The 26,985-nt window shown below is 69.5% G+C and carries 21 protein-coding genes and 1 pseudogene; 10 read left to right on the forward strand and 12 right to left on the reverse strand.

Features of this window, described 5'->3' with window-relative positions:
* The first annotated feature begins 3 nt into the window (after window positions 1-3).
* Window positions 4-930 (forward strand): DMT family transporter, encoded by a 927-nt coding sequence (locus ACTHK2_RS01755; RefSeq protein ID WP_440243957.1) that lies wholly within the window; start codon window positions 4-6, stop codon window positions 928-930.
* A 205-nt stretch (window positions 931-1,135) separates the two neighbouring features.
* Here the strand turns inward: ACTHK2_RS01755 and ACTHK2_RS01760 are convergent, their stop codons facing one another.
* Entirely contained in the window at window positions 1,136-1,591 is a 456-nt protein-coding gene (locus ACTHK2_RS01760) for a DUF2214 family protein (protein WP_440243959.1), read from the reverse strand.
* Between the two features lie 15 nt (window positions 1,592-1,606).
* Window positions 1,607-2,542, reverse strand: coding sequence for a pyridoxal-phosphate dependent enzyme (locus ACTHK2_RS01765; protein ID WP_440243961.1), 936 nt, complete (start codon window positions 2,540-2,542; stop codon window positions 1,607-1,609).
* A 98-nt stretch (window positions 2,543-2,640) separates the two neighbouring features.
* On the opposite strand from ACTHK2_RS01765, the gene pepN reads away from it, so the two are divergent.
* Window positions 2,641-5,292, forward strand: coding sequence for an aminopeptidase N (gene pepN / locus ACTHK2_RS01770; RefSeq protein WP_440243963.1), 2,652 nt, complete (start codon window positions 2,641-2,643; stop codon window positions 5,290-5,292).
* Window positions 5,293-5,432: 140 nt separating this feature from the next.
* The gene (locus tag ACTHK2_RS01775; RefSeq protein ID WP_440243965.1) at window positions 5,433-8,885 is read left to right on the forward strand and encodes a PKD domain-containing protein; all 3,453 of its coding nucleotides are present in this window, start codon (window positions 5,433-5,435) and stop codon (window positions 8,883-8,885) included.
* A gap of 90 nt (window positions 8,886-8,975) precedes the next feature.
* On the opposite strand, the gene ACTHK2_RS01780 is transcribed toward ACTHK2_RS01775, so the two are convergent.
* The gene (locus tag ACTHK2_RS01780; protein WP_440243967.1) at window positions 8,976-9,161 is read right to left on the reverse strand and encodes a hypothetical protein; all 186 of its coding nucleotides are present in this window, start codon (window positions 9,159-9,161) and stop codon (window positions 8,976-8,978) included.
* Between the two features lie 945 nt (window positions 9,162-10,106).
* Between ACTHK2_RS01780 and mnmG the strand changes: the two genes are divergently transcribed.
* From mnmG to ACTHK2_RS01795, 3 genes are read left to right on the forward strand one after another with little or no spacing between them, the layout of a single operon-like run.
* Window positions 10,107-11,984 carry a tRNA uridine-5-carboxymethylaminomethyl(34) synthesis enzyme MnmG gene (mnmG, locus tag ACTHK2_RS01785; RefSeq protein WP_440243969.1) on the forward strand — a complete coding sequence of 626 codons (1,878 nt, stop codon included), beginning with the start codon at window positions 10,107-10,109 and terminating at the stop codon, window positions 11,982-11,984.
* 4 nt (window positions 11,985-11,988) lie between these two features.
* Complete coding sequence (locus ACTHK2_RS01790) at window positions 11,989-12,657, forward strand: response regulator (protein WP_440243971.1); 669 nt, start codon at window positions 11,989-11,991, stop codon at window positions 12,655-12,657.
* A complete protein-coding gene (locus tag ACTHK2_RS01795) occupies window positions 12,641-14,014 on the forward strand; it encodes a sensor histidine kinase (RefSeq protein ID WP_440243973.1) in 1,374 nt (457 codons plus the stop codon). Before ACTHK2_RS01790 ends, ACTHK2_RS01795 begins: the two co-directional genes overlap by 17 nt.
* Before the next feature lie 349 nt (window positions 14,015-14,363).
* On the opposite strand, the gene ACTHK2_RS01800 is transcribed toward ACTHK2_RS01795, so the two are convergent.
* The 3 genes from ACTHK2_RS01800 to glyQ all read right to left on the reverse strand — a co-directional run bounded on the left by ACTHK2_RS01800 (window position 14,364) and on the right by glyQ (window position 18,616).
* Window positions 14,364-15,176, reverse strand: coding sequence for a YbaY family lipoprotein (locus ACTHK2_RS01800; RefSeq protein ID WP_440243975.1), 813 nt, complete (start codon window positions 15,174-15,176; stop codon window positions 14,364-14,366).
* Window positions 15,177-15,455: 279 nt separating this feature from the next.
* The gene (glyS, locus tag ACTHK2_RS01805; protein ID WP_440243977.1) at window positions 15,456-17,609 is read right to left on the reverse strand and encodes a glycine--tRNA ligase subunit beta; all 2,154 of its coding nucleotides are present in this window, start codon (window positions 17,607-17,609) and stop codon (window positions 15,456-15,458) included.
* A gap of 101 nt (window positions 17,610-17,710) precedes the next feature.
* Window positions 17,711-18,616 (reverse strand): glycine--tRNA ligase subunit alpha, encoded by a 906-nt coding sequence (glyQ, locus tag ACTHK2_RS01810; protein ID WP_440243979.1) that lies wholly within the window; start codon window positions 18,614-18,616, stop codon window positions 17,711-17,713.
* Between the two features lie 124 nt (window positions 18,617-18,740).
* Between glyQ and ACTHK2_RS01815 the strand changes: the two genes are divergently transcribed.
* Both ACTHK2_RS01815 and ACTHK2_RS01820 read left to right on the forward strand, forming a co-directional pair.
* The gene (locus tag ACTHK2_RS01815) at window positions 18,741-20,555 is read left to right on the forward strand and encodes a GspE/PulE family protein (RefSeq protein ID WP_440243981.1); all 1,815 of its coding nucleotides are present in this window, start codon (window positions 18,741-18,743) and stop codon (window positions 20,553-20,555) included.
* Window positions 20,533-21,285: a glutamine amidotransferase gene (locus tag ACTHK2_RS01820; protein ID WP_440243983.1), complete on the forward strand. Its 753-nt coding sequence runs from the start codon at window positions 20,533-20,535 to the stop codon at window positions 21,283-21,285. The genes ACTHK2_RS01815 and ACTHK2_RS01820 overlap by 23 nt, the downstream gene beginning before the upstream one ends.
* Before the next feature lie 44 nt (window positions 21,286-21,329).
* Here the strand turns inward: ACTHK2_RS01820 and ACTHK2_RS01825 are convergent, their stop codons facing one another.
* From ACTHK2_RS01825 to ACTHK2_RS01850, 6 genes and pseudogenes are all read right to left on the reverse strand, one after another.
* Window positions 21,330-21,545: a hypothetical protein gene (locus ACTHK2_RS01825; protein WP_440243985.1), complete on the reverse strand. Its 216-nt coding sequence runs from the start codon at window positions 21,543-21,545 to the stop codon at window positions 21,330-21,332.
* A gap of 237 nt (window positions 21,546-21,782) precedes the next feature.
* Window positions 21,783-22,544 (reverse strand): twin-arginine translocase subunit TatC, encoded by a 762-nt coding sequence (gene tatC, locus ACTHK2_RS01830; RefSeq protein ID WP_440243987.1) that lies wholly within the window; start codon window positions 22,542-22,544, stop codon window positions 21,783-21,785.
* 117 nt (window positions 22,545-22,661) lie between these two features.
* Window positions 22,662-22,842 (reverse strand): annotated as a pseudogene (gene tatB, locus ACTHK2_RS01835) (Sec-independent protein translocase protein TatB); the annotation flags it as partial.
* Window positions 22,843-22,885: 43 nt separating this feature from the next.
* Window positions 22,886-23,116, reverse strand: a complete 231-nt coding sequence (gene tatA / locus ACTHK2_RS01840) for a Sec-independent protein translocase subunit TatA (protein WP_440243988.1) — start codon at window positions 23,114-23,116, stop codon at window positions 22,886-22,888.
* A 39-nt stretch (window positions 23,117-23,155) separates the two neighbouring features.
* Window positions 23,156-23,836, reverse strand: coding sequence for a lipid-binding SYLF domain-containing protein (locus tag ACTHK2_RS01845; protein WP_440243989.1), 681 nt, complete (start codon window positions 23,834-23,836; stop codon window positions 23,156-23,158).
* Between the two features lie 64 nt (window positions 23,837-23,900).
* Window positions 23,901-24,791, reverse strand: coding sequence for a hypothetical protein (locus ACTHK2_RS01850; protein ID WP_440243990.1), 891 nt, complete (start codon window positions 24,789-24,791; stop codon window positions 23,901-23,903).
* 185 nt (window positions 24,792-24,976) lie between these two features.
* On the opposite strand from ACTHK2_RS01850, the gene hemH reads away from it, so the two are divergent.
* Both hemH and ACTHK2_RS01860 read left to right on the forward strand, forming a co-directional pair.
* Window positions 24,977-26,092 (forward strand): ferrochelatase, encoded by a 1,116-nt coding sequence (gene hemH / locus ACTHK2_RS01855; protein ID WP_440243991.1) that lies wholly within the window; start codon window positions 24,977-24,979, stop codon window positions 26,090-26,092.
* Complete coding sequence (locus tag ACTHK2_RS01860) at window positions 26,079-26,933, forward strand: alpha/beta fold hydrolase (protein ID WP_440243992.1); 855 nt, start codon at window positions 26,079-26,081, stop codon at window positions 26,931-26,933. The genes hemH and ACTHK2_RS01860 overlap by 14 nt, the downstream gene beginning before the upstream one ends.
* Window positions 26,934-26,985: the final 52 nt, after the last annotated feature.

The following is a 26,985-nucleotide window of genomic DNA, read 5'->3' on the forward strand; positions in this document are numbered from 1 at the left end:
ATCGTGGACACGTATCATACGCAGCCCGCCGCCCGCGCCACGCGCACGACTGTGACCGCCGTCTCATCTTCCCGTCGACCCGCGCTCGTCGCGCTGGTGCTGCTCACGCTGGTCTGGAGCTACAACTGGATCGTCATGAAGCAGGCGCTGCGCTACAGCGGCCCGTTCGAATTCTCCGCGCTGCGCTACGTGCTCGGCAGCGCCGTGCTGTTCGCAGTGCTGCTGCTGCGCGGCGAATCGCTGCGGCCGCCGCCGCTGTGGCCGACGACCCTGATCGGGCTCGCGCAGACGACGGGTTTCCAGCTGTTCGTGCAATCGGCGCTGCTCGTCGGTGGCGCCGGCAAGACGGCGCTGCTCGCCTACACGATGCCGTTCTGGGTCGTGCTGATCGGCTGGCTCGCGCTCGGCGACACGCCGACGCGCCGGCTCTGGCTCGGCCTCGCGGTCGCCGCGGCCGGCCTCGTGCTCGTGCTCGATCCGTGGCACGGACTCGGCAGCGCGGGCAGCTCCGCACTCGCTCTCGCCGGCGGCGCCTGCTGGGCGATCGGCGTGGTCGCATCCAAGCGCCTGTTCCAGCGCGGTGGCACGAGCGCGCTGTCGCTGACCGCCTGGCAGATGCTGATCGGCACGCTCGCCGTCATCGCGGTCGCGCTGGTCGTGCCCGAGCGCCCGATCGAATGGTCGAACTGGTTCATCGGCGCGCTCGTCTACAACGCGCTGCTCGCATCCGGCCTCGCCTGGCTGCTGTGGTCCTACGTCGTCGAACGGCTGCCCGCGAACGTCGCCGGCCTGTCGAGCCTGGTGATTCCGATCGCCGGCGTCGGCTTCGCCTGGCTCGTCCTCGGCGAGCGACCGACCTGGCCCGAAGGTGCGGGGATCATCCTGATCGGGTCGGCGCTCGCCCTCGTCAACCTGCGGCGTAGCCGCTGAGCGCCACCATCATCGCGCGCGCGGCCCTCGTCGCCGCGGCGCCTCCGAAGCAAGATCAAAATGGATTCCCGCTTTCGCGGGAACGACGGCGCGCGTGGTCGAAGGGGCCGGGTTTCGGCACTTGCTCGCCAGTGGTCCGCGCGATCTGGCGCGATCGCGGCTGGATCCCGCGCGGCGCGGTTCGATCCCGCGATCCCGGCACGCGCTATGCGCGAAGCAAACCCCGCGCCATGATCACCGCCGCAAGCGGAATCAGCGCAAGCAGGTGCAACTCGACGAGGATCCAGCGCCGCGCAGCGCGCCATTCCACCTCCGGTACGCGCCAGGCCGGGTCGGCGCGGCGCGCGCGGCGCCAGCGCAGGAACGCGCGCGTCGGCAGGATCGACAGCAGGCCGACCAGCACGAACAGGGTGATCTTGAAGTGGAACGTCGGGCTGTGCGCATAGAACGACCAGCCCTTGAGGCCGTACGCCGCGCGCAGCGCGCCGCTCAGCACGACGACGACGGCGAGTGCGCCGTAGCCGGCATCCGCGCGTGCGAGGCGTTCGACGTCGACGGCGCCTGCGCCTGCGCGCAGCAGCGTCCATTCCCTCGACAGAAGCCAGATCATCGTGAAGATCGCCGCGAAATGGAAATACGCGAGCAGGGCATCGGTCCACATGGTTCGGGGTCCTGGTCAGTCCACGTTGCCGCCGGAGAGGATGATGCCGACGCGCCGGCCGGAGAACAGGTCGCGATGGACGAACACCGCGGCGAGCGCGATCGCCGACGACGGCTCGACGACCTGCTTGAGGCGCGCGGCGATCAGCCGCTGCGCGGCGAGCGTGTCGTCATCGTCGACGGTGAGCACGCGCACCGCGCAGGCGCCGAGCAGTTCGAAATTGATCGCGCCGATCGTACCGCGCAGGCCGTCGCAGATCGTGTCGGGCACGATGTCGGTCACGCGCGTCCCGCGGCGCAGCGCTTCGTACGCATCGGCGGCACCGCTCGGCTCCGCCGCGAACACCGCGATGCCGGGCGCGAGCGCGCGTGCGGCGAGCGCGCTGCCGCCGATCAGGCCGCCGCCACCCACCGGTGTGACCAGGGCGTCCAGGCCGTCGACCTCGCGCAACAACTCCAGCGCTGCGGTGCCTTGCCCGGCGATCACGCGGGGATCGGTGTAAGGGTGCACGAGCGTCGCGCCGGTCGCCTCGCGCACTGATTCGGCGGCGGCCTCGCGTGCGGCGATCGTCGGCGCGCAGCGATGCAGGGTCGCACCGTAGGCTTCGATCGCGGCGACCTTGGATCGCACCGCGCCTTCGGGCACGACGACGTGCGCCTGGATGCCGCGCGTACGCGCGGCGAGCGCGAGTGCGGCGCCGTGGTTGCCCGACGAATGCGTGACGACGCCGCGCGCGGCGTCGGCATCGCCGAGCGACCAGACCGCATTGCAAGCGCCGCGGAACTTGAACGCGCCCGCGCGCTGCAGGTGCTCGCACTTGAAATGCAGTTCGGCACCGGCGAGCTCATCGAGCGAATGCGAACGCATCACCGGCGTGCGGTGCGCGTGCGGCGCGATGCGCGCGGCAGCGGCTTCGATCGCACGGAAGTCCGGCAAGGTGTGCGTCGGCATGTTCGCGGCGTCCGGCTGGCGGAGCGCGCCACGATACACGCGCGCAGGGCGCGCATGCTAGCCTGCGATTCCGTTTCGCTTTTGCTTCTTTCCCGCCGATGAACGAGCCCGCCGGCGCCAAGCCGACCCGTTTCCTGCGCGACTACCGCGCGCCGGCCTGGCGCATCGACGAGGTGGAACTCGACATCGACCTCGATGCCGCGGCGACGATCGTGCACGCCCGGCTGGCGTTGCGCCAGGAGGATGCGGCGGCGCCGCTCGAACTCGATGCGGAGGCGCTCGAGCTGCTCGAATTGCGCGTCGACGGGCGCATGCTCGACGCGGGCGAGTTCACGCAGGGCGAAGGCCGGCTCGTGGTGCACGGCGCGCGCGGGCCCCTCGTGCTCGAGTCGCGCGTACGCATCGCACCGGAGCGCAACACGGCGCTGCAGGGCCTGTATCTCAGCGGCACGCGCGAGCACGGCTTCCTCTTGACGCAGTGCGAAGCGGAAGGCTTCCGCCGCATCACGCCGTTCCTCGACCGCAGCGACGTGCTCGCACGCTACACGGTGACGCTGCGCGCGGAGCGCGCGCGCTACCCGGTGTTGCTCGCCAACGGCAACGCCGATGGCGCCGGCGAGCTCGACGGCGGACGCCACTGGGCGCGCTTCGTCGACCCCCACCCGAAGCCGAGCTACCTGTTCGCACTCGTCGCCGGCCGGCTCGAATCGATCGAACGCGCATTCGTGACCGCGGAAGGCCGGCGCGTGCGGCTCGTGATCCATGCCGAAGCGGACGCGATCGCGCGCTGCGGCTGGGCGATGCAGTGCGTGGAGCATGCAATGCGCTGGGACGAGCAGCGCTTCGGCCGCTGCTACGACCTCGACGCGTTCCACGTGGTCGCCACGCACGACTTCACGATGGGCGCGATGGAGAACAAAGGCCTCAACATCTTCAACGCGAAGTACCTGCTCGCCGATCCCGTGAATGCGACCGACGACGATCATCGCCACGTGCTCGCGGTGGTCGGCCACGAGTACTTCCACAACTGGAGCGGCAACCGCGTCACCTGCCGCGACTGGTTCCAGTTGTGCCTCAAGGAAGGCCTCACCGTCTATCGCGAACAGGAATTCGAATCCGACCTCGCCTCGCGCACCCTGCGCCGGATCGAGGACGTGCGCCTGCTCTGGCGCGCGCAGTTCAGCGAGGACGCCGGCCCGCTCGCGCACCCGGTGCGGCCGGACCGCTACAGCGAGATCAACAACTTCTACACGGCGACCGTGTACGAGAAGGGCGCCGAGATCGTGCGGATGCTCGCCGTCGTGCTCGGCCGCGACGGCTTCCGCAGCGGCCTGGATCTCTACTTCGCCCGCCACGACGGCCATGCCGCGACGATCGAGGATTTCCTCGCCGCGCTCGGCGACGCCAACGGCGTGGATCTTTCGCCGTGGCTCGCCTGGTACGAACAGGCAGGAACGCCGCAGCTGCGTGCGAGCGGCCGCCATGACGCGGCGCGCCGCTGCTACGAACTCACGCTCGAGCAGCACACGGCACCGACGCCCGGGCAGCCGCACAAACGTGCACTGCCGATCCCGGTCGCCGTGGCGCTGTTCGATCGCGCCGGCCGCGCGTTGCCGCTGCGGCTGGACGGCGAAGCCGGCGGCTCCGCCACGAGCGAGCGCGTGCTGCTGCTCGCGGCGGACGCGGCGACGTTCCGCTTCGTGGACGTCGACGAGCCGCCGACGCCCTCGCTGCTGCGCGGTTTCTCGGCGCCCGTGCGCCTCGTGCAGGACACACCGCCGCAGGCGCTCGCCGCGATCGCACGGCACGAAAGCGACGGCTTCAACCGCTGGTTCGCCAGCGATGCGCTCGTGCGTCGCCTGTTCGCCCAGGCGCTCGCGCACGGCGAGCCCGACGCGACATTGTTTTCGGCGTGGATCGGCTGCGTCGCCGGGGCCCTCGACGAATCCGGCGTCGATCCCGCACTCGTCGCCGAGATGCTCACCGTCGCCGACGCCGGCGCGCTCGCCGACGGGCTCGACGAGATCGATCCGGAGGCGGTGTACCAGGCGCGCACGCGCGTCGAAACCGGTCTCGCGCTCGCGCTCGCAGCGCCGCTCGCGCGGCGCCATGCGGCGCTCGGCGACATCGACGATCTCGCCGTCGATCCGCCGACGCAGGCACGCCGCCGCTTGCGCAACGCCTGCCTCGCCGCGCTCTGCCGCGCCGATGTCGCGCATGCTCCGCTCGCGCGCGCGCAGTACGAACGTGCGCGCAACCTCACCGACCGGCTGGCCGCGCTGGGCGCGCTGCTGTCCATGCGTGACGCCACGGCTGGCGCGGCGCTCGCCGATTTCGCCACGCGCCATGCCGGCGACGCGCTCGTACTCGACAAATGGTTCGCGCTGCAGGCGGGCGAACCCGACCCGCGCGCGTGTGATCGTGTCGCCTCGCTGCTCGCCCACCCGGCGTTCCGCTGGAGCAATCCCAACAATGTCTACGCGCTGCTCGGCGCGTTCGCGCTGCGCAACCCGCGCGCGTTCCATCGCGCGGACGGTGATGGTTACCGACTCGTCGCCGACGCGATCGTGCGGCTCGACGCGCTCACGCCGCAGGTCGCGGCGCGACTCGCGACCGCGTTCGGCGCCTGGCGGCGCTACGAGCCGGTACGCCGCGCGCTGATGCATCGCGAGCTGGAACGCATGCTCGGCCGCGACCGCCTTTCCCCCGACCTCGCCGACATCCTCGGCCGCAGCCTCGCCGGCGACTGAGCCCACCCGCTGATATCCCCCCGTGGCCGGTATCCGCGCCGCTGATATCCGCGCCCGCTGCAATCCGCTTGATCCAGTGCACGGCCAGCCATCCGGCCACCGTCCGCGATCGCCTCGCATCGCCACTGGGGAGTACCGCCATGTATCGCCCGTCCGTTCCTCGCCTGCTCCGACTCGCGCTGCCGCTCGCCGGCCTGTGCACGCTCGCCGCAGCCGCTGCACCACTGCCGCGTTTCGCGACGCACGAATACACGCCGCTCGATTGCGCGCAGACGCCGTTCGGACGCCACGTCACGCTCGGCGGCGAAGGCGAGTACATCGACCTTGTCGCTGCCGGCGCCAGCTTCAGCAACATCGACGAGTACCAGCCGGCCGGCCCGACCGGCGATCCGCTGGTGCGCACGTTCCGCGACGGCCTGTACCCCGGCGCGCTCGCCGGCAGCACGTTCCTGAAAGCGGTCAGCATCGACCTCGACGGCGACGGCCGCGACGAGGTCGTCACCGCCAACCGTTCGGGCGCCGGTGCGCTCGTGCTCGGCGTGTTCGAGCGCGGTGCAGGTCCCGCGGCGACGCTGATCGATACCTGGACGATGGCGCAGCCGTTCAACGTCGTCGACCTCGCCGCGGGCGATCTCGACGGCTCGACCGACCAGCAGCAGGAACTCGCCGTGCTCGTGCGCACGAACACCTTCGGCCTGCGCCTGTTCGTGCTCACCGGCGCCGCCGGGGGCGTCATCGCGCAGGCGGACGGCCAGGCCGCCGGTGAATGGGTGCGTACCGACGCGGTCGGCCAGGTCAGCCTCGCCGCGGGCGACATGCTGCTCGATGGCCGGGCGCAGGTCGTGGTCGTCAACGAGAAGAGTTTCGGCGCTTCGCGCACGCTGAACTACCACCTGCTCGAATACCTGCCGAGCACGCCGCAGTTGCCGGTGGTCGCTGGCGACAGCGCGATCGGCAGCAAGACCTTCACGAGTGCGATCGGCATGACCTACGAGGCCGAAAACGGCACGCCCGGCATCGACGACGTGATCAAGCTCGAGGCCGATGCAGGCGACGTCGTCGACAGCGCCGCGGCCGAACTCGTCGTGCACATGCAGTTCGAGCAGTCGAGCTTCAACTACATCGGCGCACGCCTGCACCATTTCACGACCACGCGCGACGCCGGCAACGCAATCACCGGCATCGGCTTCGCGAGCCGCGGCCCGGGCCAGGAATACGATTCGAGCCGCATCGTGCAGGGTGAAAACGAGAACGGCGTGGCGAGCTTCGAAGCGACCGTCGCCGACGTCGATCGCGTGTCGCCGGGCGAGATCGTGCTCGCGCGTGCCGATCCGAGTTCGCACCTGCAGGTGGATGCGTACAAGGCCGAGGTCGACCTCGCCGCAGGCTACACCTGGGTCGAAAGCGGCATGGCGGTGCAGTTCACCGACACGTCGACGGGCTCGATCACGCAACGCGACTGGAACTTCGGCGACGGCACCGGCCTGATCCACGACAAGCACCCGACGCATCTCTATGCGAACGCGGGCACCTACAACGTGACCCTGAAGATCTACGACGCCGGCGGCGGAACGCGCACCTATGCGCAAACGATCGCGGTGAGCACGGGCGGCAGCGGCTCCGGCGGTACCTCGCCCGGCTACATGTATCACTTGCGCAGCGCGCCGGCCTACGCGGCCGGTTACGCCGTCGACAGCATGCAATCGCTCGCATTCGTCAACGTCGCCGTAGGCGACATGGACAAGGACGGCATTCCGGAAGTCATGACGATCGCGCGCAACACGACCGATGCCGTGCTGCGTTCGGTGTGGCACCTCACCGATACGTCGGTGCCGGCGAGCTTCTCCGGGCGGCATTTCAGCGAGAACTCCGCCGCGTTCCCGTCGATGACCGCGCTCGACCTCGTCGCGAGCGATTTCGACGGCGACTCGGTGCAGGCGACGCTCGGCACCGACTGCCGTCAGGTCGAGGAGCCGCAGCTGCGCCAGGTGGTCTGGCTGCCGCCGTACTTCCAGCGGCTGCAGGGCGGAGCGGGCAAACTCGCGACCTTCGGCGAGTCGACCAGCGGTGGTTCGAGCTACGAAAAGCAGTCCGGCAGCTTCACCTCGCACGACATCTCGGCCTACATCGGAGTCGGCGTCGGGTCCGACGTCGCCGGCGTGAAGGCATCGGTGCATGCGACCGCCGGCTACAACTACCAGTCGAGCCATGGCGCGATCCACGGCAGCGAGAACACGTTCACGATCGACCAGGGCTACGCGCAGGACCATGGCGAGGCGCTCACGGTGATCGAGGAGAACAGCTTCAACTGCTACTCGTACCAGGTCGAGAGCGAAGCCGAAGGCGTCGACGGCGACAGCGCCGTGCGCATGTGCGAGATCATCGACGGCAGCCGCTTCATGTCGGCGAGCGACGCGCAGGCGTGGGACACGCAGATTCCGGCCGCCTCGCCCGGCCATCCGCCCGCGCAGTGGATGCCGCTGCAGCGCGACTGGAACAGCATCGCGTTGTTCCGCCCGGTCGCGAGCGATGCGGCATTCTCGGGCGGCCATGGCGCCGACAAGGCCACCGACGGCCTGTTCTCGACCTCGACCGAATCGAACGCGAGCGCGCAGCCGTACCTGCAGATCGACCTCGGCGAAGTGCGCGACGTATCCAACGTCCGGGTGTTCCCCGCGTACGGCCAGGAAGCGTCGTTGAAGGGCTTCCGCGTCTATGCATCGGCGAATCCGATGAATGGCGCGGGCGTGCCTTCAGGTGGAGGCGTTCGAACGTTCGCGCCGGAAACCGCCGACGACGTCGGCTTCGATCGCTGGAACATCTGGACGCGCGACGCGGCCAACCCGTCGAACATGCTGCGCGCCCGCTACATCCGCCTGCAGAATCCGAGTTCGGCGAGCCTGCACGTCGCCGAAATCCAGGTGTTCGGCGACGTGCACGCCGAACCGCCCGCGTATCCGGACGCGGTCTGCGACCCGATCGCCAACGATGGCCTCTTCAATGCATACGTGTGGGACCAAGCGCAGGCGACGTTCCGCAGCATCGAGGTGCGCGGCGACATGCTGTGGAGTGGCGCAGGCCCGATGCCCGGCTGCACGAACTACTCGGGCCTGCTGCAGGCGTCGATCTGGCCGAATACGGTGGTCGGCGCGAGCGGCACGGTGAACTGGAACCTGAGCCAGGACGCGAGCACGCTGGTCGGCAGCAACACGAGCTTCGAGAGCTCGACCCGGGTCGGTGCCGAGTTCGACCTCGAAGCCGGCTTCATCGCGACGGTGCAGGCGGGCGGCGCGTACGAGTACACGACGGGCATCACCGAGGAAGTGCAGACGACGAGCTTCTGGGGCAGCGGGCTGGAGATCGGCGGTGAAATCAGCGGCTTCGATCCCGCGTACGCCTCGCTCATCAGCACTTGCCGCTACAACCCGCGGCCGTATGCATTCCACCTCGTGGACCTGTCCAATACGGGCTACAGGCATGACGTCTATGCGGTCGACTACACCGTCCACCAGGGCGTCGGCCTGTGGCAGCGTGGCAACGTGCCGCCGCTGTGCCTGCACGACGATGGGATCTTCGCGAACGGGTTCGATTGACAAAAAAAATCGGAGCCGCGCGCGGCGCGGCTCCGATCTTCCCCTGTTCCACCCGGTTGCGCGCGGCGCCTTGCCGCGCGCGTGTGTCCGTCAGGCCGGCAGCCGGCTCAGTGCTTCGTTGATCTTCGCGAAGCGCGTCTCGAGCTGGTCGAGCGACGCATTCGAAGGGGCTTGCGAGCGCGCGCCTTCGATGGCCATTTCGAGGCGACCCAGTTCGATCATCAGGTCGTGGCGCAGAAAGAGCGGGTTGATACTCATGGTGGCGATGTTGCTCATGGCGCGTGCTCCGGATTCCCTGTACCGGGTGCACAGCAAGCGTCGTGCCAACCGTGCAAAGCGTGCATTCGCCGTTGCGATCGTCATTTTCCGCGCGCATGATCCGCGCCGCTGGGACACGCTGCGTCCAAACCTGACGCGGGAAATCCCTCGCAGGCCGGGACCGGCAAGAGTTCGCGACGATCGTCACAGTCTGCCAGTGGCAGTTGAGGCTAAGGTCTGACATCGGTGACGCTCGCAGCCACGCGGCGGCACGTCGACTGGGAGGTTCCAGGCGGAAACGCGCCGTGAGGCGGTTCCGAACGACAACCGGGGGGCACAGGGGCCGCCCGGCATTTCGCGAAACGCGCACCGCGCGTATCCACGCAGATTCCGGCACGTCGCAGCGCGGCGTGGCCACCGCTCACTGGCGCCCGGCACACGGTCCTCTTGGATTCCCCCTGTTCCTACGACCGCCGGGCGCCAGCCTCTTCCGCTCCGCCACACCGCCGCGATACCGGCATACGAGCGCAGTGACGCGCTCAGGGTCCGGAAAGCGGTGCGTTCTGCTGAGGCGCGCGGCAGGAACTGGATCCCGGCTTCCGCCGGGATGAGGAGAAATGGGCAGACCGGGCTCTTCGAGACACGACGAATCGCGCCATCGAAACCGTGCTTCACCTGAAAAGTGCGGCCATGGACGGCCGCTGTTGGACGATCCGAAGTAGCAATACCGCGAAACGCGCTTCAGTCCCGTCGGGGCGGCGATCCAGGACGGATCGCCAAAATAAAGGTGCTCCCACCGACGCAGGCCGGCCCCTGAATTCCGACCATCGACGTGCTCGCATACGTCGTGCGTCGGTGGGAGTGTATGTCCAATGCAGCATGTTCCATGCCAGCGCCGCGCCGGCGCCTTGATAGAATGTGCGCGAGGCCGGCGTCCCGGCCGCGCATCGGTCGATACGCACCATGTACACGTATGACGTCATCGTCGTCGGCGGCGGCCACGCGGGCACCGAAGCCGCGCTCGCCAGCGCGCGCTGCGGCGCGCGCACCCTGCTGTTGACCCACAATATCGAGACGATCGGCCAGATGAGCTGCAATCCCGCGATCGGCGGGATCGGCAAGGGCCACCTCGTGCGCGAGATCGACGCGCTCGGCGGCGCGATGGCGGCCGCGGCCGATCGCGCCGGCATCCAGTGGCGTACGCTCAATGCCTCCAAGGGGCCGGCGGTGCGCGCGACGCGCTGCCAGGCCGACCGTGTTTTGTACAAAGCGGCCATCCGGCGTCGGGTCGAGACGCAACCGGGCCTGGCCCTGTTCCAGCAGGGCGTCGATGCGCTGCGCGTCGAGCATGGCCGGGTCACCGGCGTCGTGACGCAGTCCGGCCTCGAATTCCGCGCCGCGGCGGTCGTCCTGACCGCGGGTACCTTCCTCGCCGGCAAGATCCACGTGGGCATGACCCAGCACGCGGGCGGCCGGGCGGGTGACCCGCCGGCGCAGCGCCTGGCCGAGACCCTGCGCGAACTCGCGCTGCCGGTCGGCCGCCTGAAGACCGGTACCCCGCCGCGCATCGACGGCCGCACGATCGACTGGTCGGCGCTCGAGGAGCAGCCCGGTGACGATCCCGCGCCGGTGTTCTCGTTCCTTGGCTCCGCCGAGGATCATCCGCGCCAGGTGAGCTGCTGGATCACGCATACGAGCGAGCGCACGCACGACATCATCCGCGGCGCGCTCGATCGCTCGCCGCTCTACGGCGGCGTGATCGAAGGCACGGGTCCGCGCTACTGCCCCTCGATCGAGGACAAGGTCGTGCGCTTCGCCGACAAATCCTCGCACCAGATCTTCATCGAGCCCGAGGGCCTCGAGACGTTCGAGATCTACCCCAACGGCATTTCGACTTCGCTGCCGTTCGACGTGCAGGTCGAGCTCGTGCGCTCGATCCGCGGGCTCGAACAGGCGCACATCACGCGCCCGGGCTACGCGATCGAGTACGACTATTTCGACCCGCGCGGCCTCAAGGCATCGCTCGAGACGAAGGCGATCGATGCGCTCTACTTCGCCGGCCAGATCAATGGCACGACCGGCTACGAGGAAGCGGCGGCGCAGGGCCTCGTCGCGGGCCTCAATGCCGCGCGCGCGACGCGCGGCCTCGCGCCGTGGACGCCGCGCCGCGACGAGGCGTACGTCGGCGTGCTCGTCGACGACCTCGTCACCAACGGCACCAGCGAGCCGTATCGCATGTTCACCTCGCGCGCGGAATACCGGCTGCAGTTGCGCGAGGACAACGCGGACCTGCGCCTCACCGCGCGCGGCCACGAACTCGGCTGCGTACCGCAGGAACGCTACGACGCGACCTGCCGCAAGCGCGATGCGATCGAACGCGAGGGCGAGCGCCTGCGCGGCCTCTGGGCTTCGCCGGCCAATCCGCTCGGCCGCGCGATCGACACCACGCTCGGCATCGTGCTCGCGCGCGAGACGAGCGCGCACGACCTGTTGCGCCGGCCCGAGGTCGGCTACCGCGACCTCGTGCGCGTCGAGGGCATCGGCCCGGGCGTCGACGATGCCGCGGTCGCCGAGCAGGTCGAGGTCGCGGTCAAATACGCCGGCTATCTCGAGCGCCAGCGCGACGAGATCGAGCGCAGCCGCCGCCACGACGATACGGCCATCCCTGCCGCGTTCGACTTCGACACGGTGCGCGGCCTGTCCTCCGAAGTGCTCGCCAAACTCAAGCAGGTACGCCCGCAGACGGTCGGCGAGGCGCGCCGCATCTCCGGAGTGACGCCGGCCGCGGTCTCACTGCTGCTCGTCCATCTCAAGCGCGGCCTCGGCCGACGCGTTGCCTGACGCCGTGCGCATCCTCGTCGTCGAAGACGATGCGCTCGTCGCCGACGCGATCCGGCGCGGGCTCGGCGAGGCCGGTTATGCGGTCGACCACGTCGATTCGGCCGAGCGCGCCGGCACTGCGCTCGGCGCGGAGTCGTTCGACCTCGCGGTGGTCGACATCGGCCTGCCCGGCGCCGACGGCCTCACGTTGTTGCAGCGCATGCGGCGTGGCGGCAGCGCGGTGCCGGTACTCATCCTCACCGCGCGCGATGCGCTCGCCGACCGCGTCAGCGCCCTCGACCTCGGTGCCGACGATTACCTGGTCAAGCCGTTCGCGCTGCCGGAACTCGTCGCGCGCAGCCGCGCGCTGATCCGGCGCAGCCGCTCGGCGGCGAGCGCGGAACTCGTGATCGGCACGCTGCGCCTCGATCTCGCCGCGCGGCGCGCCGAGGTCGACGGGGTGGCCGTGAGCCTGACGCGGCGCGAGTGGGCCGTGCTCGAATGCCTCGCGCTCAACATCGGCCGCGTCGTCGCCAAGGATCGGTTGCTGCAGGCCATCGCCAACTGGGACGAGGACATCGGCGCCAACGCGATCGAGGTGTACGTGTCGCGCCTGCGTACCAAACTCGGTGGCGCGGCACCGATCCGCACCGTGCGCGGACTCGGCTACCGCCTCGATGACGCGCCCGGCTGACCCCGCGCCTTCGGTCAGCCGGCGCCTGCTGCGCCTGCTGCTGCTGCCGCTCGCGCTGCTGCTCGGCATCGGCGTTTTCTTCGATTACGTGAGCGGCTCGGCGACGATCCGCGCCGCGTACGATCGCGCGCTGCACGAAATGGCCCTCGCGGTCGCCGCGCACCTGCGCGATGCGGATGCCGACGGCCGCATCGACGCGGACCTGCCGCCACAGGCTGTCGCGGTGCTGCGCGCAGACAGCGTCGACTCGATCTACTTCGCCGTGCGCGCGGGCGACGGCCACATGATCAGCGGCGATGCCGACCTCGCCGCGGCCGTGGCCGGCAACCACGTCGAATTCGGCGACGCCCGCCTGCACGGCCAGGCGATCCGCTTCGTCACGCACCCGACGATGATCGGCAGCACGCCGGTGACGGTCACGATCGCCGAAACGACGCGCAAGCGCGGCACGGCGATCCGCAGCATCCTTGCCAGCGTCGTGCTCACCGACATCGTGCAGCTCGCCGGCACCCTGCTGCTGGTATGGCTCGGCGTGCGCTACGGCGTACAACCGCTGCGCGCGCTCGGCGAGCAGATCGCGCAACGCTCGGCGCGCGACCTCGCGCCGCTCGATCGCGAGCAGGTACCGACCGAAGTGCGCCCGCTGGTGCACACGCTCAATGCGCTGTTCGAAACCGTGCGCGACAGCGCGCGCGCGCAGCAGCAGTTCCTCGCCGACGCGGCGCACCAGTTGCGCACGCCGCTGACGGGCATCATCGCGCAGCTGGACCTGCTCGCGCGCGAAGCGGGCGGCAACGGGTTCGCGCCGCGCATTCATGCACTGCACGAAGGCACGCGGCGCCTCGCACATACCGCCAACCAGTTGCTCGCGCTGGCGCGCTCGGAACGCTCGGCGACGACGCACGACGACTTCGCCGTGGTCGACCTCGAGGGCGTCGCGACCGACGCGGTCGCGCAGTACCTCGACCGCTCTCTGCTCGCCCGCATCGACCTGGGCGCAGAGACGGCGCCGGCACGCGCGCTCGGCAGCCTCTGGCTGTTGCGCGAGCTGGTCGGCAACCTCGTCGACAATGCACTCGCGTACACGCCCGCGGGAGGCCGCGTGACCGTGCGCAGCGGCACTGACGGCGCGCTCGCCTTCCTCGAAGTCGAAGACGACGGACCCGGCATTCCGCGGGACATGCGCGCCCAGGTACGCGAGCGCTTTCGCCGCCTGCCGGGCTCACCCGGCAACGGCTGCGGCCTTGGCCTCGCGATCGTCGACGAGATCGCACACGCGCACGACGCGACCTTCGTGCTCGCGGAAGGCAGCGAGGGACGCGGCACGCGCGCGCGCATCGAATTCCGCGCGGTCTGAGCGGCGCGTCTTGATATCCGGAAAACAGCACCCTTGGCCGTCATTTCGCCCGCGAACGCATGGGCGCGTGGCGCGGCGACTGTCAGCTTGTCGAAAGCGAGTCGGCGCTATCGTCGCGCCGCGATGGGCGCCGGGACCTTCCACCCCAGGGAAGCACTGGCCGATTCGCAGCTCAGGCGGCCCATATCCCCCAGGATGGGCCGCCTTTTTTTGTGCGATCGTCCCCTGATCGCCGCTTCGATGCCGCGCTGTTGCGCCTGCAAGGTCGCTGGTCATGGAGACCATGAGCGGCCATCCATGGCCGCACTTTTCATCAAGAGCACGATAAAAGCGCGTGCCTTCGGCTTGTTTACTTCTTGCGCGCGGCGTCGAGTTTTTCCTGGGCCATCTGCAGGGCCTTCATCGCCGCGTCGTGCATCGAGGTGATGTCGGCCGGGGCGACCTGGCCGCCGCCGTGCTTCTCGTTGATGAGGACCGAACCGTCGTCGCCCCAGCCGACGAGGGCGCCGCCCTTCTGCTGCACGGCCATCACCTTGCCGTCCTTGAACGCGTAGTACACGGCGGAGCGGCCGCCGGCGTCGAGTTCGGTGTTGACGCGCACGTAGCGCACGACACCGCCTTCGCCGAACGCGTCCCACGCGACCGACGAGGTGTCCGTCGTGTAGGTGCCATTGACGGTCTTCATGCCGCCGATGCGGCCCTGCAACTTGGTGAACTCGGCCTTGAGGTTTTCCGCCGGCGTCGCTTCGGCGGTGAGCATGATCTGCACGTTGGTACCGGCACCATGCGTGAGCACCGGCGCGGCGAGTCCGGCCTGGAACCGGCGGTCGCCGTCGACGAGCGTCGCGTTGAGCACGTAGGTGCGTCCGACGACGATCTTCGAACGGTCGAAATCGAGCGAGAAGTTGAACGGCGCGTCGCCGCTCACGTCGAGCGTCTTTTCGGCGACCGGCGGTTGCGGCTGCGCGACGTCGACGAGGCGCAGGTCGAGCTTGCCGGCGCCGATCGTCATCGGATCGTGCAGGATCACGCTACCGGTGATCGCCGTGCCCGGCGCGATCGCCGGAGCCGCAGCCTTTTCTGTGTTCGCCGTGTCGGTCGAGGTGTTGCAACCGCCGAGCAGCGAGAGAGCGGCGATCGCCGCGAGCCAGTAGGTGCGCATGACTGTCATCTCCAACGAGAACGAAAATTATCGTACAGAATCGCGAAAACATGAAGGCGGGAGCGCGCGATCAGGGCGTCCGGGTCCGTGTTGCGGCGCGGCGGTGGAGACCGCGCCATGCAGGCATTCAACCATAGACCGCGCCTGCGTCACGCGCAATCGTGGTCACCGACCGCCGCATGAACGATGCGCAGGATCGGCAAAGCGGCCGCAGGCATGACGTTTACATGCCGGCTTGGCACCGCCCGCATCGCCCTTCGCGCCCGATTCATCCGGCGATCATGCGGTGGGCAACTGCGAGATGTCGGCGACGGCCATGAACGAACCACCGACCGCGCCCAGCAGCGAGAGGCGATTGGCCCGCACGCACTCGTCGTCGACCATGACCATCACGTCTTCGAAGTAGCGATCGATCGGCTCGCGCAGCTTCGCGAGGCGCTTGAGCAGGCCGACATAGTCGCGCTGGCGAACGAACGCGGCCTGGTCGGTGAGCGCCGCGTTGTGCGCTTCGCGCAGTGCGCGCTCGGCGCCGTCCGCGAGCAAGGCATCGTCGACCGGCCCGAGGCCGGCTCCCGCCGCCTGGCGCAACAGGTTGTTGATGCGCTTGTTGGCCGCGGCGAGCGCACGCGCTTCGGGCAGCGCGGCGAACTCCACCACCGCGCGTACGCGGCGGTCGAAGTCGGCGAGGTCGGGCGGTGCGAGTTCGCGCACCGCCTCGAACGCTTCGGCGGAAACGCCGCGCTCGGCGTAGTAGCCGCGCAGGCGGTCGAGGATGAAGTCGTACAGTTCGCCGACGAGCGCGTTGCGGCGCGCAGCCGGATCCTGTGGCGCGACGCCGTCCTTGCCCTTCGGCGCGCCCGCGGCGAGCGCGGCGTCGGGCAGTTGCGCGAGCGCCTCGTCGAACTGCGCGCGCAGGTCGAGCGCGAGGTCGCCTTCGATCAGGGTGCGCGCGAGGCCGAGTGCGGCGCGGCGCAGCGCGAACGGGTCCTTGTTGCCGGACGGCTTCATGCCGACCGCGAAGATGCCGGCGAGCGTGTCGATGCGCTCGGCGACCGCGAGCACCTGGCCGACCCTGCCGTGCGCAATGTCGTCGCCGGCAAAGCGCGGCCGGTAGAATTCGTCGAGCGCGCGTGCGACTTCGGCATCCTCGCCGCCCGCACTCGCGTAGTAGCGGCCCATCGTGCCCTGCAGTTCGGGGAATTCGCCGACCATGCGCGTCATGAGATCGCACTTGGACAGCGCGGCCGCTCGCGTCGCGAGCGCGGCGTCGACCTCGATGCCCGCCTCGCGCAGGCGATTGGCGATCACGCGCGCGAGCTCGGCCACGCGCACGGTCTTGTCCCACACCGAACCGAGCGCCTGCTGGTAGGTGACGTTCTTCAGCGATTCCTGCTGTGCGGCGAGCGGCGACTCGAGGTCCTCGTCGAAGAAGAACTTGGCATCGGCGAAACGCGGGCGGATCACGCGCTCGTAACCCTTGCGGATCTCTGCCGGATCCTTCGATTCGATGTTTGCGACACCGATGAAGTGCTCGGTGAGGCGGCCCTCGGCATCGAAGACCGGCACGAACTTCTGGTTCGTCTCCATCGTCGTCACGAGCGCCTCCTGCGGCACCGCGAGGAACTCGCGCTCGAACGTGCAGGCGATGCCGACCGGCCATTCGGTGAGGTTGGCGATCTCGTCGAGCAGGGCATCGGACAGGCGCGGCGAGCTGCCTGCCGGCGCGACGCGCGCGACTTCGGCACGCACGCGCTGGCGGCGCTCGGCGGGATCGGCGATCACCTTCGCCGCGCGCAATGCGTCGAGCCAGCTGTCGGCGTCGACGACGTGCACCGGCTGCGGATGGTGGTAGCGATGGCCGCGCGAGCTGCGACCGGAACGGAGGCCGAGGATCTCCGCATCGACGATCGCATCGCCGTGCAGGATCACGAGCCAGTGCGCCGGCCGCACGAACGTGTAGTCGTGGCTGCCCCAGCGCATGGGCTTGGGGATCGGCAGCGCCTTGAGCGCCTCGGCGACGATCTCGGGCAGCAGCGCCGCGGTCGGCTGGCCGGGCTTCTCGCTGCGCGCGAGGAAGCGCTCGCCCTTCGCGTCGGTCGTGCGCTCGAGCTGGTCGACGGCAACGCCGTTCTTCGCCGCGAAACCGAGCAGCGCAGGCGTCGGCTGTCCATTCGCGTCGAGGCCGATGTTCGCGTACGGCCCGAGTGCTTCGGCCTTCTGCAGCGGCTGCTGCGCGGCGACGGCCGGCACGAGCACGGCGAGTCGGCGCGGCGAGCAGTAGCGCTTCGCGCCGGCGAGGTCGGCCGCGATGCCGCGTTTGGCGAGGCCGTCGCAGACCCCGCTCGCGAAAGCGGTCGAGAGCTCGTCGAGTGCCTTCGGCGGCAGCTCTTCGGTGCCGAGTTCGATGAGGAGGGAAGCGTGGTCTTGGCTCATGGCGGCAATCTTGGTTCTGGCGTCATCCCGTGGAAGCGGGAATCCATCCTGTCCCGATGGAGCCCCGCGCCCGCGGCATGACATCGTATGGATCGAGATGTTCAGGCGGCAGCGGCGGCCGTGCGCAGGCCGGGAAAACCGAGCTTCTCGCGCTGCGCGTAGTACGCCTCGGCGACGCCGCGCGACAGCGCGCGCACGCGCAGGATGTAGCGCTGGCGTTCGGTCACGCTGATCGCGCGCCGCGCGTCGAGCAGGTTGAACGTGTGGCTCGCCTTCATCACCTGCTCGTACGCGGGCAGCGGCAGGCCCGCTTCGACGAGTCGCTTCGCCTCCGCTTCGCAGGTGTCGAACCAGTCGAACAGCTTCGCCACGTTCGCATGCTCGAAGTTGTAGGTGCTCTGCTCGACTTCGTTCTGGTGGAACACGTCGCCGTAGGTGACGACGCCGTGCGGCGCGCGCGTCCAGACGAGGTCGTAGACGTTGTCGACGTTCTGCAGGTACATCGCGAGGCGCTCGAGGCCGTAGGTGATCTCGCCCGTCACCGGCCGGCATTCGAGGCCGCCGGCCTGCTGGAAATAGGTGAACTGCGTGACTTCCATGCCGTTCAACCAGACTTCCCAGCCGAGGCCCCAGGCGCCGAGCGTCGGCGATTCCCAGTTGTCCTCGACGAAGCGCAGGTCGTGCACGAGCGGATCGACGCCGAGTGCCTCGAGCGAACCGACATAGCGGTCGAGGATGTCGTCCGGATTCGGCTTCAGCACCACCTGGTACTGGTAGTAGTGCTGCAGGCGGTTCGGGTTTTCACCGTAGCGGCCGTCGGTCGGGCGGCGCGACGGCTGCACGTAGGCGGCCGCCCACGGCTCGGGGCCGATCGCGCGCAGGAATGTCGCCGGATGGAACGTGCCCGCGCCGACTTCGGTGTCGAGCGGCTGGAGCAGCACGCAGCCCTGTTCGGCCCAATAACGGTTGAGGGTCTGGATGACTTCCTGGAAGGTCGGTCCGGGCATGCGGGGCTCGTCGTGGTCGTATCGGGCGGGCGTTCCGATGCAACGGTACACCGGTACCGGATTCACGGAGTGCCCTGCGAAAAGCGCGCTAGTATAGCGGCGATACCCCTGTCGGACTCGCACCATGGCCAGCGCGACCCCGCTCTCCGGCGCCCAAAAACCGCCTGCGCTGGGCCTGCATCGGCGCCTCGACCTCGACGAGACGCTCGCCGCGCTGATCGGCGACGGCCTGATCACCGAAGCGGATGCGAAGCGCGTGCGCGCGGACATCCGCACGGCGCGCGCCCACAGCGAGCTGCACCCGCTGGTGCTGGTGGCGAACCTCAAGCTGGTCGACCAGCGCCAGCCGGACAAGCCGCTCAGCCTCGAAGTGCTGACCCAGTGGCTGGCCGCGAAGGCAGGCCTTCCCTACGTCAAGATCGACCCGATGAAGGTCGACGTCGCGGGCGTGACGCAGGTCGTGAGCCACGCCTATGCGCAGCGGTACCGCATCCTTCCGGTCGCGGTCAGCGAGATGCAGGTGGTGTTCGCGACGCCCGAGCCATTCGACACGCGCTGGGTCGCGGACCTCGGCCACATCCTGCGTCGCGACATCCAGCGCGTCGTCGCGAGTCCGCTCGACGTCAACCGCTACCTCGCCGAATGGTGGAGCGTGCAGCGCTCGATCCAGCGCGCGAAGGATGCCAAGAACGACGTCCACGACGGCCGCGCGATCATCAACTTCGAGCAGCTCGTCGAGCTCGGCAAGACGGGCGAGGTCGGAGCCGACGACCGCCACGTCGTGCACATCGTCGACTGGCTGCTGCAGTACGCGTTCGAGCAGCGCGCGTCCGACATCCATCTCGAGCCGCGCCGCGACATGAGCAACATGCGCTTCCGCATCGACGGTGTCATGCACAAGGTATTCGAATTGCCGACGCCGGTGATGACCGCGGTGACCTCGCGCATCAAGATCCTCGGCCGCATGGACGTCGCCGAGAAGCGCCGCCCGCAGGACGGCCGCATCAAGACGCGCTCGCAGGGCGGGCGCGAGGTGGAGCTGCGCCTGTCGACGATGCCTACCGCGTTCGGCGAAAAGGTCGTCATGCGCATCTTCGACCCGGACATCGTGGTCAAGGAGTTCCGCCAGCTCGGCTTCTCGCCGTCCGAAGAGACGATCTGGCGCGAGATGGTCGAGCGCCCGCACGGCATCGTGCTGGTGACCGGCCCCACCGGCTCGGGCAAGACGACGACGCTGTACTCGACGCTCAAGCACCTCGCCACGCCCGACCTCAACGTCTGCACGGTCGAAGACCCGATCGAGATGGTCTCGCCCGAGTTCAACCAGATGCAGGTGCACCAGGCGATCGAGCTCGATTTCGCCGCGGGCGTGCGTACCCTGCTGCGCCAGGACCCGGACATCATCATGGTCGGCGAAATCCGCGACCTCGAGACCGCGCAGATGGCGGTACAAGCCTCGCTGACCGGCCATCTCGTGCTGTCGACCCTGCACACCAACGACGCGCCGAGCGCGATCACGCGCCTGCTCGACCTCGGCGTGCCGAACTACCTGATCCAGTCCACCCTCACCGGCATCGTCGCCCAGCGCCTCGTGCGTACGCTGTGCCCGCACTGCAAGGCGGAAGCGCCGCTCGACGTGCAGGCGTGGGCCGCGCTCACGCACCGCTGGCATCTCGCGCCGCCGGCGAAGTACTACGGGCCGAAGGGCTGCCTCGAGTGTCGCCGGACCGGCTTCCTCGGGCGCACCGGCATCTACGAGATGCTGCGCATCACGCCGGCGGTGCGCGCGCTGATCCAGCCCGACATGAACCTCGCGAAACTGACCGAAACCGCGCATGCCGAAGGCATGCAGCCGTTGCGCGCGTCCGCCGCGGCGCAGGTCGCGCGCGGCGTCACCACCATTCCCGAAGTCGTCAATGTCCTTCCGCCGACCGACTGACCTTCGCTCCGCCACGCGCTTCCTGATCGTCCAGACCGGCAGCACGCTGCCGACGGTTCGCGCGCGCCACGGCGATTTTCCGGACTGGTTCCGCTGCGGACTCGGCCTGCATCGGCGCGAGGTCGAGGTCGTGCGCGTGCATGCGGGCGAGGACCTGCCCGACCCGCACGCGTATGCGGCAGCGATCGTGACCGGCTCGCCGGCGATGGTCAGCGAGCGGCTGGCGTGGAGCGAAGAGACTGCCGCCTGGCTGCGCGAGGCCGTCGCGGGCGACCTGCCGATCCTCGGCGTCTGCTACGGCCACCAGCTGCTCGCGCATGCGCTCGGCGGCCGCGTCGACTACCACGCGAACGGTCGCGAGATCGGCACGGTCGGCATCGAGCGGCTCGCCGCTGCGGACGGCGATGCGCTGCTCGCCGCGGCTCCGGCCCGCTTCCGGGCGCATGCCTCGCACCAGCAGAGCGTGCTCGAACTGCCACGGGGAGCCGTCGTGCTCGCACGCTCAGCGCACGACCCCCACCACGCCGTGCGCTACGCGCCGCGCGTCTGGGGGCTGCAGTTCCATCCGGAGTTCAGCGTGGAAATCATGCGCGGCTACCTGCACGCGCGAGCGCGTGCGGCGCATGGAGACTGCCCGGCCGAGTGCTGTCCGCGCCGCGAACAGGCGCCCGCCCCGGCGGCACGCCGGCTGCTGCGCCGATTCCGTACGATCGCGCTCGCGAACGCCTGAGCGACGGCTGCCCACGCCCGTGCGCGGACGCCCCGCCGCCCGGGTTACTTGCGGGCGCGGCCTGCGCGGCGGATCGCGGCCAGCGGGTCGCCGAGCTTGAGGCCCGAGAGGTAATCGCTGATCGCCTCGTTCGTCACGTCGTACAGCGGCCGACCCATGACCGCCGCGGCGGCCTTGAGGCTGTCGCGCACGCGCTTGGATACGCGCAGGCTGGCATCACGCGCGTCATCGGTATCTGCCGCAACTGTGGACTTCTTCATGTTCTCTCCCGGCACCTGTGGTGTAACCGCACTTTATTTTGACTGTTTTAGAAGTGTAACTGTGATTCGGGGGCGACCGATAGGGGCGGGCGGCCAACTGTGTGACGTTTTGTGACCAAAACGGGTCGAGGCCGCGCTCCACGGGCCTTGGGTGACCCCGATGTCGGGAAACGGGCCAGGGAGAGGCCGCTTGCGCATGCGTCGCCGCGGTGCCGCAACGCAGCACCCGCCGCTGGCTCAGGCCCCCGGGGCGGTGTCGGGCGGCGGCGGGGCCGGGCGGGCGAAGGTGCGCGCGCCGAAAATGCCGACCTCGTAGAGGAGGCACATCGGCACCGCGAGCATCGTCTGCGACAGCACGTCGGGCGGAGTCAGCACCGCGGCGATCGCGAAGGCGCCGACGATCGCATATCTGCGACTGCCGGAAAGCTGCTCCGGCGTGACGACGCCGAGCGCGACGAGGATGACCAGCACGACGGGCACCTCGAAGCACAGGCCGAAGGCGAGGAACAGCATCAGCACGAAGTCGAGGTAACGGCCGATGTCGGGCGTCACCGCGACCCCGGCCGGCGCGACGCCGGTCATGAACGAGAACACCGCAGGCAGTACCAGGAAGTAGGCGAACGCGCAGCCGATGTAGAACAGGATCACCGACGACACGAGGATCGGCACGGCGAGGCGCTTCTCGTGGCGATAGAGGCCGGGCGCAACGAACGCCCAGAGCTGGTACAGCACGAACGGGATCGCGATGAACAGCGCGATGAAGAAGGCGAGCTTGAGCGGCGTCAGGAACGGCGACGCGACCTCGGTCGCTATCATCGTGCCGCCCTGCGGCAGATGCCGCAGCAACGGCAAGGCGAGCCAGCCGTAGAGCTTGTTGGCGAACGGCATCAACGCGACGAGCACGAGCAGGACGGCGGCGACCGCCTTGAGCAGCCGCTCGCGCAGTTCCACCAGGTGCGAGATGAACGACTGCTCGCCGTCGTGCTCAGGTTCGCTCATCGCTCGGCGCTGCAGGCGGTGGGGTGGGATTCACGCGGGCGGCGGCCTCGAGCTCGGCCGCGGTCGCGCGCACGTCGGCGCGCACATCGGCGGCGCGACGCGCCTCGTCGATGGACTTCTTGAGGTCCTCGGCGGCGAGTTCGCGCTCGATCTCGCTGCGCACGCTCTGCCAGCTCGCCCGCGCGCGACGCACCAGCGCTCCGGCCGTGCGTGCAACGCGCGGCAGGCGTTCGGGGCCGAGCACGAGGAGGGCGATGACCGCAACGAGCGCGATCTCGCTGAAGCCGACGTCGAACATGCGTGTTCCCGAAGGCGGGCCGCGCTCGCGCGCGGCGTGCGCGTCAGTCGACGCGTTCGTTCTTGCTGGCGGTATTCGCCGCGCCCGCGTCGGCCGGCGGCGGATCGGCCTTGAGCTGGGCCTGGTCGGCGGAGTCGCCGTCCTGCATGCCCTTCTTGAAGCCCTTGATCGCGGCGCCGAGATCCTCGCCGACGTTGCGCAGCTTCTTGGTGCCGAACACGAGGGCGACGATCGCCAGGAGCACGACCCAATGCCAGAAACTGCCGAAACCCATGATGCTACCTGCTACGAATGAGGGCGCCGTCGCGCCGCGTTACTTCGTAGTGTACTCCTCCAGCAGGTCGCGGAAATCGACCACGGCATTCGGCACGCCGGATACCCCGCCCTCGAAGATGCGGCGCGCGGTCACGCCGTTGCCGTAGACCGCCTGATTCGCGTCGTTGTCGATCTTAAGCGCAGTGCCGTCGAGCGCGGCGCCGGCGAACAGGCCGCGTGCGCGCGAATAGGAGTAGATCTCGGCCTTGAGCTGGGCGTCCGTCGAAGCCTGTGCGGAGCGCCCCACCGGGCCGGCCGCGGCGGAGGCGTCGGCACCGAGCGTGAATTTCCCGTGCACGATCGAATCGACGCCGCGCTGCGTGCGGAACACGAGGATCACGTCGGTCGAGGACACGCCCGCCTGGAAGCCGATGCTGCCGCCGGTCATGCTCACGAAAGCGGGATTGGACCAGATGCCGTCGCGCGTCTTCACCGCGATGAGCCCGTTGCCGTGGCGGCCGCCGATGACGAGGCCGGCCTTGATAACGTCGGGCACCACCGCGATCGCGTGCGCGTTCTCGAGGAGGTCCTGCGGGATCGCCTTGTCCGGCGCTTCCATGACCTCCTTCAGCACGCGCACTGCGTTTTCTGCGAGCTTGTTCTCCTCTTCTCCCGCCCGCGCCGGGTGGGTCACCGAGGCGAAAACGGCACACAGCAGGACGAACAAGGCAGCACGCATGCAGAGCTCCGGCGGATGGATTTCGCCTACGTTAATCGGCGCGAGCTGAGCCGGCGATGAAGCTTCAGGCGCGGCGGCGGCGCCGATGCATGGCCACGGCGAGGACGAGCAGCACGCCGAGCGCTCCGAACGTGACCGGTGAGCCGGCCGGTGCAGCGACAGGGCTGGTGCCCCTCACGCATTGGGCGGGTCCGGTCGTGAAGCCTTTGATGCCGACCTGCCGCAGCGATTCGGGTCCCGTGATCGGGCCGATGATGTGCACGAGCCCGGTGGCCTTGTCGATCGTCGCGAGATCGCTCCAATCGGCGAGCACATCGTTGTCGTGCTCGGGCGGAACGTAGTTGAGGACGGCCCAGAGCGTGCCGGCCTCGTCGAAACTCATCGACACCGAATTGACCCAGCGCTGCAGCCCCGGGCCGAACGGGCCGATCGCGGTCGCCGCACCGGTAGCCGGATCGATCCGGTAGAACGTGTTGTCGCCCTTGCCGCCGGCGCCGTACATCGCGTCGCCGTCGGTGACGATGCCGGTGATCGTATGGCCGGTGGAGCCGACGAGGGTGGTCGAACCGTCGGCGGGGCTGACCGTCCACAGCTTGTCGGCGACCGCCGAGACGAGCCACAGCGTGCCGTCGCAGCCCGCGGCCATGTTGAGGTCGAGTGCGTCGTTGCGGGCGGGATCGCCCTGGCCGGCCAGGCCGAGGTCGCCGACGATGCGCGCCGCGCCGGTCTGCGGATCCACCGCGATGAGCAGCTTGAAACCCCCGGCGATCGCATAGAGATCGCCCGCCGGCGTCGCGCTGAGGCCACTGATATTGCCGATCAGCTGGCCTGCATAACGGCCCGCTTCGCCGACCCGCGTGGCCTCGTGCTTGTCGAGGTCGATGCGGTAAAGCGTGTCGAACGCCTCTCCATAGGCGGTCGCCGCCTGCGCCGGAACGGCGGCGACGGCAAGCATCCCTGCTGCGATGACGCAGGTCAGTGGGCGCATGGCGGCATGTTATCGTTATAGGAATCGTCAGCCCCGCGGTTTTCCGCGGTGGCAGCCCGAGTCTACCAGCAACGTCAACGCCGTCAAAACCTTAGCGTCCGGCCGTGCTCGCGCAGGGTCGCCGCGCGGCGGCGCACCTGCCTGAAGCCACGATGCCGCGCTATTTCGGACTCACCCACCATCGCCACGGCGATCCCGCCGCCGCGGGCGTGCTGCTCGTCAACCTCGGCACGCCCGACGCGCCCACACCGCGCGCGGTGCGGCGCTACCTCGCCGAGTTCCTCGGCGACCCGCGCGTCGTCGAGCTGCCGCGCTGGCTCTGGCGCATCATCCTGCACGGCTACGTGCTGCGCGTGCGGCCTGCGCGCTCGGCCGCGCTGTACCAGCGGATCTGGACACCCGAAGGCTCGCCGCTCGCGACCGGCACCGATGCGCTCGCGCAACGCGTGCAGGCGGCACTGCGCGCGCAGCGTCCGGGCCCGATCCTCGTCCGGCATGCGATGCGCTACGGCCGCCCTGCCCTGCGCGCCGCACTGCGCGATTTCGCTGCGGCGGGCGTGCGCAGGCTGATCGTGCTGCCGCTGTTCCCGCAGTACTCGGCCACGACGACCGCGTCGGTGTTCGATGCCGTCGCGCGCGAGTTCGCCGGCTGGCGCTGGCCGCCGGAACTGCGCCTCGTCAACGACTACCACGCCGAGCCGCTGTACGTGGAGGCGCTCGCGCGCAGCGTCGAGGCGCACTGGCAGCGACATGGCCGCGCGCAGCGGCTGCTGCTGTCGTTCCACGGGATCCCCGAGCGCAACCTGCACCGCGGCGATCCGTACTACTGCCAATGCCAGGCGACCGCGCGCCGATTGCGCGAACGGCTGGGGCTGGAAGAATCCGCACTCCTCGTCACGTTCCAGTCGCGCGTGGGTCGCGCGAAATGGCTGCAGCCGTATACCGACCTGACCCTGGCGGACCTTCCGGCGGAAGGCATCAAGCACGTGCAGGTGCTTTGTCCCGGCTTCGCGGTCGATTGCCTCGAGACGCTCGAGGAGATCGCGATCGGCAACCACGCGCGTTTCCTCCACGCGGGTGGCGAACGCTTCGAGTACATCCCCGCGCTCGGTGCGGGCGACGACCATGTCGCCGCATTGACCGACCTCGTCCTGCGACACGGCCAGGGCTGGAGCGAGTTCGACCCCGGCTGGGATGCGGCGCGCGCGCAGGCGCAGCAGGCGGCCGCGCGTGCGCGGCACGAACGGATCCGCGATGCACGACGCTGAGGAACTGCGCATCGAGCTGCCGTCGGCGACGCTTGCCGCCAAGCGCTGGGGCGATCACGCCGCGCCACCGCTGCTCGCGCTGCACGGCTGGCTCGACAACGCGGGTTCGTTCGACGAACTCGCGCCGCTGCTCGCCGGGCGCTGGCAGGTGATCGCGCTCGACCTGCGCGGGCACGGCCGTTCCTCGCACATCGCGCCGGGCGCGTGGTACCACTACGTCGATTACTTTGACGACATCGGTGGCGTGCTCGCCCACTTCGGCTGGGCGCGCATCGACCTGCTCGGTCATTCGCTCGGCGGCACGCTGGCCAGCCTGTTCGCGGCCGCGTACCCCGAACGCGTCGACGAGCTGCTGCTGGTCGAGGCACTCGGCCCGCTGACGACGACGCTCGAGGATGCGCTGCCGCAGCTGCGCCGCGCGCTCGACCAGCACGCGGCATTCGCCGCGCGACGGCCCCTGCGGGTGTTCGCGACGCTCGACGAAGCGGTCTCCGCGCGCGTGCTGGCGAATGATCTTTCCGATGCGGCGGCGCGTGCGATCGTCGCGCGCGGCGTACAGGCGGTCGACGGCGGCTGGGTCTGGTCGAGCGACCCGCGCCTCACGCTCGCGAGCCCGCAGCGCTACGGCGAGGAACAGGTGCGTGCGATGCTGCGCGGCATCCGCGCACGCACGCGCCTCGTGCTCGCCGACCCGCCGACGAGCTACCTGCCGACCGCGATGATGGACGCGCGCGCGGCGTGCGTCCCCGACATCCGCGTCACGCGCATCGCAGGCCACCACCACCTGCATCTGGAAAAAGCCGCGGCGGTTGCGGCGGCACTGATCGAAGCCACGGGCTGAACCACGACGGACACAAGGGAAAAGCGCGGATTCGATCCGTTCTTCGCCCGCG

The sequence above is a fragment of the Dokdonella sp. genome (assembly GCF_051958935.1).
Lineage (GTDB): Bacteria > Pseudomonadota > Gammaproteobacteria > Xanthomonadales > Rhodanobacteraceae > Dokdonella_A.